Source organism: Janthinobacterium sp. GW821-FHT03C08 (assembly GCF_059420905.1).
The window spans coordinates 86194-97656 of record NZ_JBWKUP010000003.1 but is presented as its reverse complement, the minus strand read 5'-3'; the positions used below and the strand labels follow the sequence as shown (position 1 = coordinate 97656).

Genomic DNA, 11463 nt, shown 5'->3' with positions numbered 1-11463 from the left:
CCCGCCGCATGCATACACCGTCCACTTTCGACCTCGCCATCTGCGGCGCCGGCCCCGTCGGCATGGCGCTGGCCGCCCTGCTGGTGCAGCGCGGCGGCCGCGCCGCCGGCATCGCCCTGCTCGACGCCAAATCCATCGAGCATGCCAGGCGCGATCCGCGCACCATCGCGCTGTCGTACGGCAGCCGCCAGATTCTCGAGGAAGCGGGCGCCTGGCCCGTCGAGGCGACGCCGATCCACGCCATCCACGTCTCGCGCCGCGGCCGTTTCGGCCGCAGCCTGATGGACCGCGGCGAGCATGGCGTCGACGCCTTGGGCTACGTGGCCCGCTACGGCGCCGTCGTCAGCGTGCTGGCCGACGCATGCGCACGCCTGGGCGTGGCCACGGTGCGCCCGGCGCTGGTGACGGCCAGCGCCGAAGACGCCGACGGCGTCAGCGTGACGATCGAGCAGGATGGCGTACCATCGCACCTGCGCGCCAGCCTGCTGGTGCAGGCCGAGGGCGGCCTGTTCGGCCAGCAGCAGGAACGCGCCGTCAGCCGCGACTATGGCCAGAGCGCCATCATCGCCCATGTGCGCGTGAGCAGCCCCATCGCCCACCGCGCCTATGAGCGCTTCACGGACGAGGGGCCGCTGGCCCTGCTGCCGCAGGACGACGGCTACGCGCTGGTGTGGTGCGTGCCGCCCACGCGCGCGGAACAGTTGCTGGCGCTGGACGACGCGGCCTTCCTGGCCCGCCTGGACGCCGCTTTCGGCAGCCGCCTGGGACGTTTTACCCACACGACGCCGCGCCTGGCGTATCCGCTGGGCCTGAACGCGCAGGCTGGCGGCACGGCGCGCACGGTCGCCATCGGCAATGCGGCGCAGACGCTGCATCCGGTGGCGGGACAAGGCCTGAACCTGGGCCTGCGCGACGCCGCCGTGCTGGCCCGCGTGCTGGCGCAGGACAGCAGCCCGGCGGGACTGGCGCGCTATGCCGGCCTGCGCCAGGCGGACCGGGGGCTGACCGTGCGCGTGACCGACACCATGGCGCGCATCTTCACGGGCAGCGCGCCCACGCAAGGCTTGCTGGGCCTGTCCCTGGGCTTGCTCGATGTCGTCAACCCGGCGCGCAAGGGCCTGGCGGAACTGATGATGTACGGCCGCCGCTGAGGACAGGCCAGGGCCCAGGGGCGCGGGCGAAAAAGAAGGCTCTGTCCTCGACAAGTAGGGGAACTCACAGTATGGCTGGGGTCTAACCGAGTGGACCAGCCAGATGGGAGCACCTCATGCAAGCCGCAGAATGGAAACGTTTTATTGCCCAGTTTGCCAATCTGAACCAACGCCAGCGCTTGGCGGGTATCGCCTTGCTGCACGGCGCCGCATCGCCGGATGCCGCCGTGGCACTGGCCGAAAGCGTGGCCCGGCAGCGTTTGCGCTGTCCCGCCTGCCAATCCACACACTGTCACCGCCATGGCCACGCCCACGGGCTGCAGCGCTACCGCTGCGTACCGTGCGGGCGCACCTTCAATGCGCTCACCGGCACGCCGCTGGCCCGCTTGCGCCACAAGGGACGCTGGCTGGCGTATGCCGATTGCCTGCTGGCATCCCATTCCGTGCGCCAGGCAGCGCGCCAGCTGGGCGTGCACCGCAACACCACCTTCCGCTGGCGCCACCGGTTTTTAGCCCTGGCAAAAACGGACCGGCCGCATTGCCTGCATGGCATCGCCGAGGCCGACGAACTGTATGTGCTGGAATCGCAAAAGGGTGCGCGGCATCTGACGCGTCCGGCGCGCCGCCGGGGCGGCCATGCCCGCCAGCGCGGCATTTCTAGTGAGCAAGTCTGCATCCTCGTGGCGCGCGACCGCACGGGACAGACCCTGGCTTTCGTCACAGGACAAGGCGCACTGACCACGGCGCAGTTGCACGACTGTTTGTCTCCCGTCATCGACAAGGATGTCTTGCTGGTAACGGACGGCCATGCTGCTTACCGGGCCTTCGCGCGCGCTGCGGGCATCAGCCACCATACCGTCAACTTGCGCGCCGGCATCCGCGTGCGGGGCGCCGTCCACGTGCAGAACGTCAACGCCTATCACAGCCGCCTGCGGGAATGGCTGCGGCCCTTTCACGGCGTGGCCACGCGCTACCTGCCGAACTACCTGGGATGGCGCTGGATACTCGATGCCGGGCGCATCCGCTCGCCAGAAACCTTATTGAAGGCAACGTTGGGAGCGTTCCCACACTTGATGGTGACATAGCCAAAAAGAAACAGGCGGGTCATCCGGCATGGAGTAAACGGCCCGCGGATGCGACAATGGGCCTCACCTGGATTTTGGCGACCGTTCCATGACAGATGCATTGCCCGCTGCACTACCCGAAGTCCTCTTTTCCCGCCTGCTGGAAGACGCCCTCGACGCTGTCATCATCATCGACGAGCAGTGCCGCATCCGCTACATCAATGGCGCCATGCAGGCGCTGTCGGGCTACGCCAGCGGGGAATTGCTGGGCGAGACCCTGAACGGCCTGCTGCCCGACGCCGTCGCCGTCCAGCACGACAACCATGTCATCAACTACATCCGCAGTTCGCGCCAGTCCAGCGTGCTGGGGAAAATCCGCGAATTCGCCATCCGCCACCGCAACGCGCAAATGATCCCCATCGAGATGAAGGCACTGGACCTGGGCGTGGTCGACGGCATGCGCTATTTCGGCGCCTTCCTGCTCGACGTGCGCGAGCGGCGCGAACTGGCGGCCAAGAACGCCAGCCTGCTGGCACAGCTGGAACAGCAGGCCCTGTACGATGCCCTGACGTCGCTGCCGAACCGGCGCGCCTATGAAGCCCAGGCCGGGCAGGCGATGGCGCGCGCCGCGCGCAGCGGCGCGGCGCTGACGGTGGGCGTGGCCGACCTCGATCATTTCAAGAAAATCAACGACCGCTATGGCCACGCCGTGGGCGACGCCGTGCTGCGCACGGTGGCGCAGGTGCTGCGCGACACGGGCCGCGTCACGGACGTGGCGGCGCGCATGGGCGGCGAGGAATTCGGCCTGCTGTTCCCCGACGCGCCCCTGAAGCAAGCCTACAAGGTGGCCGAACGCATCCGCGCGGCGGTGGCGGCGGCCGTCACCGTGTTGCCCGACGGCACGCCGCTGCACGTCACCATCAGCATCGGCCTGGCGCCGCTCGTCAAGGGCGCCACGCTGGACGCGGCCATGTCGGAGGCGGACAAGGCCCTGTATGCGGCCAAGCACCAGGGCCGCAACAAGGTGGTGGCGGCAGCATGAACAAGACGGCCCGCGCAAGGCGGGCCGTCTTCAGTTGGCCAAGGCATTGCCTTACTCGACGGCCTTGAGCATATCCTCGATCACCTTCTTCGCGTCGCCAAACACCATCATCGTGTTCGGCTGGTAGAACAGCTCATTGTCCAGGCCCGCGTAGCCGGACGCCATCGAGCGCTTGTTGACGATGATGCTCTTGGCCTTGTAGGCTTCCAGGATCGGCATGCCGGCGATCGGCGATTTCGGGTCCTTCGCGGCAGGGTTGACGACGTCGTTCGCGCCCAGCACCAGCACCACGTCCGTCTGGCCGAATTCGCCGTTGATGTCTTCCATCTCGAAGACCTGGTCGTACGGCACTTCCGCTTCGGCCAGCAGCACGTTCATGTGGCCCGGCATGCGTCCGGCCACGGGGTGGATCGCGTACTTGACGGTGACGCCCTTGTGCGTGAGCTTTTCCACCAGCTCCTTGAGCGAGTGCTGCGCGCGCGCCACGGCCAGGCCGTAGCCGGGCACGATGATGACGGTTTCCGCATTGCCCATGATGAAGGCGGCATCGTCGGCCGAACCCGATTTCACGGGACGCTGCTCCTGCGCGCCTGCGCTGCCGGCCGCCGGCGCATCGCCGCCGAAGCCGCCCAGGATGACGTTGAAGAAGGAGCGGTTCATGGCCTTGCACATGATGTAGGACAGGATGGCGCCGGACGAGCCCACGAGCGAGCCGGCGATGATCAGCATCGAGTTATTCAGCGAAAAGCCGATGCCGGCCGCCGCCCAGCCCGAATAGCTGTTGAGCATGGAGACCACCACCGGCATGTCGGCGCCGCCGATGGGGATGATGATCAGCACGCCCAGCGCGAAGGCGATGAGGGCCATGATGATGAACGGCGTCCACGCGGGCTGCACGCCATTGGCGAAGCAGAACGCCAGGCCCAGGCCCACCATCACCAGCGCCAGCACGAGGTTGAGCAGATGCTGGCCCTTGAAACTGACGGGCGCGCCCTGGAACAGGCGGAACTTGTACTTGCCCGACAGCTTGCCGAAGGCGATCACGGAACCGGAAAACGTGATGGCGCCGACAAAGGTGCCGATGAACAGCTCGAAGCGGTTGCCGATGGGCAGCGCCTGGCCATGCTCGGCGATGTTGAAGGCCCACGGCTCCGACACGGCCGCCACGGCGATGCAGACGGCCGCCAGGCCGATCAGCGAGTGCATGGCTGCCACCAGTTCCGGCATCTTCGTCATTTCCACGGTCTTCGCCAGGTAGGCGCCGATGGCGCCGCCCGTGACGATGCCGATGATGACAAGGCTCAAACCCATGCCGCCCGTCTGCTGTTCCTTCAGTTTCAGGATCAGCGCCACGGTGGTGACGGCGGCAATGGCCATGCCGCTCATGCCGAAGGCATTGCCGCGGCGCGCCGTCGAGGGCGACGACAGGCCTTTCAGGGCCTGGATGAAGCACACGGAGGCGATCAGGTACATCATCGTCACCAGGTTCATGGTGACGAAACTCATGGCATGACTCATTCTTTCGCTCCTTGCTTGGCCTTCGGTTCTTTCTTACGGAACATCTCGAGCATGCGCTGCGTGACGAGGAAGCCGCCGAACACGTTGACGGCGGCCAGGGCCACGGCCAGGGTGCCGGCGGCCTGCGCCAGCGGGCCATCCGTCAGGCCGGCCGCCAGCATGGCGCCGACGATGATGATGGCGGAAATGGCATTCGTGACGGCCATCAGCGGCGTGTGCAGCGCCGGCGTGACGGTCCAGACGACGTGGTAGCCGACATAAATGGCCAGCACGAAGATGATCAGGTTGGTGATGGTGTGACTGATTTCCATGATGTTGTGCTCTCCGGCGCTACATTATTGACGTAAGATCGCGCTGTCCGCGCAGACCAGGCTGGCCTTGATGATTTCATCCTCGCGGTCGATCAGCAACTGGTCGTCCTTGTCGATGATGAGCTTTAAAAAGTCCAGCACGTTGCGCGCATACAGCGCCGAGGCGTCGGCCGCCACCAGGGTCGCCAGGTTCGGCTCGCCCACGATGTAGACGCCGTGCTTCACCACCGTCTTGCCCAGCTCGGACAAGGGGCAGTTGCCGCCCTGCTCCACGGCAAGGTCGACGATGACGGAGCCGGGCTTCATGGCTTTTACCGTTTCTTCAGAAATGAGCACGGGCGCGGCGCGGCCGGGAATCAGGGCGGTGGTGATGATGATGTCGGCTTGTTTTGCCCGTTCATGCACCAGTTCCGCCTGGCGGCGCATCCAGTCGGCCGGCATGGCCCGCGCATAGCCGCCCGAACCCTTGGCGATCTCTTTTTCCTCGTCGGTCAGGAACGGCACGTCGAGGAACTTGGCGCCCAGCGATTCGACTTGCTCCTTGACGGGGGGGCGCACGTCGGACGCCTCGATGACGGCGCCCAGGCGCTTGGCCGTGGCGATCGCCTGCAGCCCTGCCACGCCGACGCCCATGATCAGCACGCGGGCCGCCTTCACGGTGCCGGCCGCCGTCATCAGCATGGGCATGAAGCGCTGGTAGGTATTGGCCGCCACCAGCACGGCCTTGTAGCCGGCGATGTTCGCCTGCGACGACAGCACGTCCATCGACTGTGCGCGCGTGATGCGCGGCACGGCTTCCAGGGCGAAGGCGGACAGCCCGGCGCCGGCCATGGCGGCGATATTGTCCCCGTCGAACGGGTTCAGCATGCCGATCAAGACCGTGCCGCTGGCCATCAGGGCCCGTTCCTGCGCATCGGGCGCGCGCACCTTCAGCACGATGGCGCAGCCGTAGGCTTCGGCGGCCGTGCCGATCTGGGCGCCGGCGGCGGCATACGCGTCGTCGGGGATCGACGCCTGCACGCCCGCCCCCGCCTGCACGATGACCTGATGCTTGGCTGCCAGTTTCTTGACTGTCTCGGGCGTCGCTGCCACCCGGGTCTCACCGGGCCGCGATTCGGCCGGTATGCCTATCCTCATGATGCCTCCGCTAATTGATAAACTGACTAGAATCTAACACGGAAAGCAGCGCGTTAAACGTTTGTGAACCAGCAACTTTTAGTTGTACGACACTAATTTCTACGTAATACCATTCCCCGTTCCGCCATGCGGTATCGCGACCATATTGTGGGAAAGGTGTGTCAATTTCACCACACAGCAGGAAACGTGCGCGCTTGTTTTGACTACGGGGAAAGCCTATATTAGCGGGCGCTTCCTGCCATCTTGCCGCCACAGCCCCCATGCTAGTGCGCGCCCCGGGAAAGACGTAAGTACCTCCCCCCGCTATTTGCTAAAACGTTGTCATTTATCAATATGTCCGCGCAACAGAACGCCGCGTTCAAACCGCGCGCGCAGAACAAGATAAAATGTCGGCTCTTTCAAGGATGGAATCATGCCGCGAATCTGGAAACCCTCTGTCACCGTTGCTGCCATCGTCGAACGCGATGGCCTGTTTTTACTGATTGAAGAAGAGACCAGCGAAGGCATCAAGATCAATCAACCGGCCGGCCATCTCGACCCGTTCGAGTCGCTGGAACAGGCGGTGATCCGCGAAACGCTGGAAGAAGCGGCCTACGATTTCATCCCCACTGCACTGGTGGGCATGTACATGTCGCGCTACCAGTCGCTGCGCACGGGCGAGGACGTGACCTATCTGCGCTTCACCTTTTGCGGCACGGCCGGCGCCGAGCATGACCGCCCGCTGGACGAAGGCATCCTGCGCACCCTGTGGATGACGCGCGACGAGCTGGCGGCGTGCCAGGAACGCCACCGCAGCCCCCTGGTGCTGCAGTGCGTGGACGAATACCTGGCCGGCCGGCGCGCGCCGCTGGCCCTGCTACACACGCATGCGTCCGTTTTTAACAGCGCATAGCAACACGCATTGCCATATTATTAAAGTAACTGGAAAGCAAGATGAGCAAGAAGAAAGTCGTTATCGGCATGTCGGGCGGGGTCGATTCCTCGGTCGCGGCATGGATGCTGAAGGAACAGGGCTACGAAGTCATCGGCCTGTTCATGAAAAACTGGGAAGACGACGACGATTCGGAATACTGCTCCACGCGCCAGGACTGGATCGACGCGGCCAGCGTGGCCGACGTCATCGGCGTCGACATCGAGGCCGTCAATTTCGCCTCCGAATACAAGGACCGCGTCTTCGCCGACTTCCTGCGCGAATACCAGGCCGGCCGCACGCCGAATCCGGACGTGCTGTGCAATGCCGAAATCAAGTTCAAGGCCTTCCTCGACCACGCCATGACCCTGGGCGCCGACCTGATCGCCACGGGCCACTATGCGCGCGTGCGCCAGGCGCCGACGGACGCGGGCCGCTTCGAGCTGCTCAAAGCCGTCGACGCCAGCAAGGACCAGAGCTACTTCCTGCACCGCCTGAACCAGGCGCAGTTGTCCAAGACCCTGTTCCCGCTCGGTGAAATCCCGAAGACGCAGGTGCGCCAGATCGCCGAAAAGCTGGCCCTGCCGAACGCGCAGAAAAAGGATTCGACGGGCATCTGCTTCATCGGCGAGCGTCCTTTCCGCGAATTCCTGAACCGCTACCTGTCGTACAAGCCGGGCCCCATGAAGACGGCCGACGGCAAGACCGTGGGCGAGCACGTGGGACTGAGTTTCTATACCCTGGGCCAGCGCAAGGGCATCGGCATCGGCGGCGTGAAGTCCTACCAGAACGCGGACGGCAGCAGCGACGCCTGGTACGTGGCGCGCAAGGATATCGCCAACAACACCCTGTACGTGGTGCAGGGCCACGACCATCCGTGGCTGCTGTCGCCATCCTTGACGGCCGACCAGGCCAGCTGGATCGCGGGCGTGGCGCCGCAGGCGGGGGCCTTGTCCGCCAAGACGCGCTACCGCCAGGCCGACGTGGCGTGCCAGTTGCTGCCGGACGGGAATGAACACTTCAGCCTGGCGTTTGACCAGGCGCAATGGGCCGTCACGCCGGGCCAGTCGGCCGTGCTGTACGACGGCGACGTCTGCCTGGGCGGCGGCATCATCGCCAGCGCCACAGGCCTGAGCGGCGCCTAGGAGTTGCCCTGCGCAGCGGCGGCCAGGGCCTGCTGCTTGCGCACCATGGCAATCACCGTGTTGCGCACGGTTTTCAGCACCGTGTCGGCCATGAAGGGTTTCACGATGAAGCCCGATACGCCCATGGCATGCGCCGCCTGCAGCGAGGCGGCGTCGATGCCGCCCGAGATCATGAAGATCAGCGTCTTCGGATACTGCTCGCGGATGGTTTGCACCACGTTCGTGCCATCTTCCACCTGCTCGCGCGCGATACACACGAAATGCGGCCGGTGCTTGACCAGCAGCGCCAGCCCCAGCGCGCTGGTATGCGTCTGGCCGCAGACATCGTAGCCGCCATCGGTCAGGACCGTGTTCAGCAGGCCGCGCGCCACGGCGCTGCTATCGATCAGGACTGCCTTTAACATCATGATTACTTCCCTTGCTTGATTGTTCTTGTCTTGCGCCAGGAGTCACTTCTCCCAGACCAGCTTGTTCCAGGTGACGCCCAGGGTCACGTCGGTTTTCAGCGCCACTAACTTTCTTGAAAGATACAGTATTTCCCGCTCTTTTCGCAGGCTTTCCCCCAGCGCACCGGGCAAAATGCCCGCGCCTGCCATCACGGCGTCGATATTGCCGTAGGCGCGCAACAGTTTCGCCCCCGTCTTCAGGCCGATCTTCGACACGCCGGGGATGCTGTCCGTAACGTCACCCATCAGCGCCAGCAGGTCGGGCAGCAGTTCCGGCGGCACGCCGAACTTTTTCTCGACCCAGGCATGGTCGTGCCAGATCCCCTTGAAATGGTCCCAGACCAACGCGCCGTGGGCGATCAGGCCGTGCAAGTCCTTGTCCGTGGTGGCGATGACGGCCGCGCCGCGCCCCTCGTGCAGCCAGCGCATGACGGCCGTGCCGATCACGTCATCGGCCTCCACCTCGGGAATACTCACCACGTGCATGCCGAAGCTGGCCAGGGTCTGGTAAAAGCCGGGCAAGGCATCGCGCAGCACCTGCGGCATGGGCTGGCGCCCCTCGCGGTAGCCCGCATACAGGGCATGGCGCCAGGTGGGGCCGCCAAAGTCGAAGGCGGGCAGGATGTGCGTCGGCTCGTGGTCGTTGATGAGCGTGCGGAACGACGACAGCGCGTGGCGCAGCGCGATCTCCGCCTTCAGGTCGGAATCGGGTTCAGGACTGGCTTCGTAGACGCGGCGTACGATATTCAAGCCGTCGATAGCGAGGAGTCTGGCCATGCGGTAAGTGGATACTGGTTGAATCGGGCATTTTACCGTATGGTTCCCCGCACATTGGCCTTGCCGCCCCTTATTTGGCGAAATCGTAGGGCCCGCCACGTTCGAGCGCGCGCTGGTAGGCCGGGCGCGCGTGGATGCGCTGCAGGAAGGCCGTCAGCTTCGGCAGGCGCGCGTCGAGGCCGCCGCGCGAGGCGGCCGCTTCCAGCGGAAAGCTCATCTGGATGTCGGCCGCCGTGAACTCGTTGCCGGCAAACCATTTGGTTTGCTCCAGTTCCGCTTCCATATAGGCCAGCTGGTTGCTGATATTCGGCAGGATGAAGCTGCTTTTCACCTTGCTGGCGATGCCGCGCGCGATCGGCTTCACGAAGAACGGCATCGGCGACGATTCGACCTTGTCGAACACCAGTTTCAGCAGCAATGGCGGCATGGCCGAGCCTTCCGCGAAGTGGAGCCAGTAGGTCCAGCGCAATTTTTCCGGCGTACCCACCGCCGGCACCAGGCGGCCATTGCCGTAGCGCTCGACCAGGTAGTCGATGATGGCGCCCGATTCCGCGATCGTATTGGCGCCGTCCGTGATCACGGGCGACTTGCCCAGCGGGTGCACGGCCTTCAGCGAGGCGGGCGCCAGCATGGTTTTCGGGTCGCGCTGGTAGCGCTTGACCTCGTATTCCAGGCCCAGCTCCTCGAGCAGCCAGAGCACGCGCTGCGAGCGCGAATTGTTCAGATGGTGGACGACGATCATGGCGGTTCCCGTTTAGCAATGGTTGAGTTCCAGTATAGCCGGGGCGGCGCGATTGCGGCGACACACGCGGAATCGTGAAAAGATTGCGAAAAACAGTAGTTTCAATTGATAACTTTTCTGTAATCCCTTATCTTGTTTTGTTTCCAACAAGTAAGGAATTTCCCCCGTGGATGTCGATGTCAACAACAACAGCTCCCGGCGCGAAGCCATCACCTTCAGCGCCACCGGCAGCGAATACTTCCGTATCTGGATCGTCAACCTGCTGCTGAGCATCATCACCCTGGGCATTTACTCGGCCTGGGCCAAGGTGCGCCGCAATCGCTATTTCTATTCCAGCACCCACCTCGCTGGCAGCAGCTTCGAATACCATGGCAATGCCATCGCCATCCTGAAGGGCCGCATCGCGGCCGTGGTGCTGATCGGCGGCTACAACATCGCCTTCCAGGTCTCGCCCATCATCGGCCTGATCATGCTCGTGCTGATGATGGCCGTGCTGCCATGGCTGATCTGGAAAAGCCTGCAATTCAAGCTGTACAACACCAGCTACCGGGGCATCCGCTTCGGCTTTGACGGCAGCGCCAAGGAAGCCTACAAGTATTTCCTGTGGCTGCCCATCCTGAATACCTTCACGGGTGGCCTGATGACGCCGTTCCTGCACCAGCGCCTGAAGCGCTTCCAGCACACGCACAGCCGCTTCGGCAGCAGCAACTTCAGCTTCGACGCCAGCGTCGGCAGCTTCTACAAGACCTACCTGCTGTTCTTCGCCCTGCTGCTGGCCGGTTTCCTGGTATTGATCTTCGTCATCTTCGCCAGCGTCTTCGCCGCGTTTGCCACCCATGCCAACGACGTCACCAAGGCCGGCAGCATCGTCGGCGCCGTGGCCGCCCTGTATGCGTGGACCTTCATCGTCCTGCCGCTGTTCCTCACCATGATCCAGAACCTGATCTGGAACCATACGCGCCTGCAGCAGCACCAGTTCCAGTCGCAGCTGACGTGGGGCCGCACCACCTTCGTCATGCTGACCAACCTGGTCGGCGTGGTCATCACCCTGGGCCTGTTTACGCCGTTTGCCCACGTGCGCTGGCTGAAATACCGCCTGGAAGCGACGTCCATGCAGGTACACGGCAGCCTGGACGCCTTTGTGGCGGCCACCGGAGAGCAGGTATCGGCCACCGGCGAAGGCGTGGTCGACCTGCTGGACTTCGACCTGTCGCTGTAAG

At 64.4% G+C, this 11463-nt stretch carries 12 protein-coding genes; 6 read left to right on the top strand and 6 right to left on the bottom strand.

Features of this window, described 5'->3' with window-relative positions:
• Positions 1–8 precede the first annotated feature (8 nt).
• The 3 genes from AC07VL_RS04905 (at position 9) to AC07VL_RS04895 (ending at position 3257) form a co-directional block, all read left to right on the top strand.
• Positions 9–1151, top strand: coding sequence for a UbiH/UbiF/VisC/COQ6 family ubiquinone biosynthesis hydroxylase (locus AC07VL_RS04905; protein WP_494804840.1), 1143 nt, complete (start codon positions 9–11; stop codon positions 1149–1151).
• A 116-nt stretch (positions 1152–1267) separates the two neighbouring features.
• Positions 1268–2236: an IS1595 family transposase gene (locus tag AC07VL_RS04900; RefSeq protein WP_494804839.1), complete on the top strand. Its 969-nt coding sequence runs from the start codon at positions 1268–1270 to the stop codon at positions 2234–2236.
• Between the two features lie 88 nt (positions 2237–2324).
• Positions 2325–3257, top strand: a complete 933-nt coding sequence (locus AC07VL_RS04895; protein WP_494804838.1) for a GGDEF domain-containing protein — start codon at positions 2325–2327, stop codon at positions 3255–3257.
• Positions 3258–3308: 51 nt separating this feature from the next.
• Here the strand turns inward: AC07VL_RS04895 and AC07VL_RS04890 are convergent, their stop codons facing one another.
• The 3 genes from AC07VL_RS04890 to AC07VL_RS04880 are packed head-to-tail and all read right to left on the bottom strand — an operon-like array spanning position 3309 to position 6223.
• Positions 3309–4763, bottom strand: a complete 1455-nt coding sequence (locus tag AC07VL_RS04890; RefSeq protein WP_494805065.1) for an NAD(P)(+) transhydrogenase (Re/Si-specific) subunit beta — start codon at positions 4761–4763, stop codon at positions 3309–3311.
• A gap of 8 nt (positions 4764–4771) precedes the next feature.
• Positions 4772–5086 carry an NAD(P) transhydrogenase subunit alpha part 2 gene (locus tag AC07VL_RS04885; RefSeq protein WP_071321726.1) on the bottom strand — a complete coding sequence of 105 codons (315 nt, stop codon included), beginning with the start codon at positions 5084–5086 and terminating at the stop codon, positions 4772–4774.
• A 24-nt stretch (positions 5087–5110) separates the two neighbouring features.
• Positions 5111–6223 (bottom strand): Re/Si-specific NAD(P)(+) transhydrogenase subunit alpha, encoded by a 1113-nt coding sequence (locus AC07VL_RS04880; protein ID WP_494804837.1) that lies wholly within the window; start codon positions 6221–6223, stop codon positions 5111–5113.
• Positions 6224–6635: 412 nt separating this feature from the next.
• Between AC07VL_RS04880 and AC07VL_RS04875 the strand changes: the two genes are divergently transcribed.
• Both AC07VL_RS04875 and mnmA read left to right on the top strand, forming a co-directional pair.
• Positions 6636–7115 carry an NUDIX hydrolase gene (locus tag AC07VL_RS04875; RefSeq protein WP_131373314.1) on the top strand — a complete coding sequence of 160 codons (480 nt, stop codon included), beginning with the start codon at positions 6636–6638 and terminating at the stop codon, positions 7113–7115.
• Positions 7116–7156: 41 nt separating this feature from the next.
• Positions 7157–8278, top strand: a complete 1122-nt coding sequence (gene mnmA, locus AC07VL_RS04870) for a tRNA 2-thiouridine(34) synthase MnmA (protein WP_494804836.1) — start codon at positions 7157–7159, stop codon at positions 8276–8278.
• Here mnmA and AC07VL_RS04865 read toward each other — a convergent pair.
• The 3 genes from AC07VL_RS04865 to AC07VL_RS04855 form a co-directional block, all read right to left on the bottom strand.
• Entirely contained in the window at positions 8275–8682 is a 408-nt protein-coding gene (locus AC07VL_RS04865) for a response regulator (protein WP_092803097.1), read from the bottom strand. The genes mnmA and AC07VL_RS04865 overlap by 4 nt on opposite strands.
• A gap of 45 nt (positions 8683–8727) precedes the next feature.
• Positions 8728–9501 (bottom strand): 5'-3' exonuclease, encoded by a 774-nt coding sequence (locus AC07VL_RS04860; RefSeq protein WP_494804835.1) that lies wholly within the window; start codon positions 9499–9501, stop codon positions 8728–8730.
• Positions 9502–9571: 70 nt separating this feature from the next.
• A complete protein-coding gene (locus AC07VL_RS04855; RefSeq protein ID WP_494804834.1) occupies positions 9572–10243 on the bottom strand; it encodes a glutathione S-transferase in 672 nt (223 codons plus the stop codon).
• Positions 10244–10409: 166 nt separating this feature from the next.
• On the opposite strand from AC07VL_RS04855, the gene AC07VL_RS04850 reads away from it, so the two are divergent.
• A complete protein-coding gene (locus AC07VL_RS04850) occupies positions 10410–11462 on the top strand; it encodes a YjgN family protein (RefSeq protein WP_494804833.1) in 1053 nt (350 codons plus the stop codon).
• Position 11463: the final 1 nt, after the last annotated feature.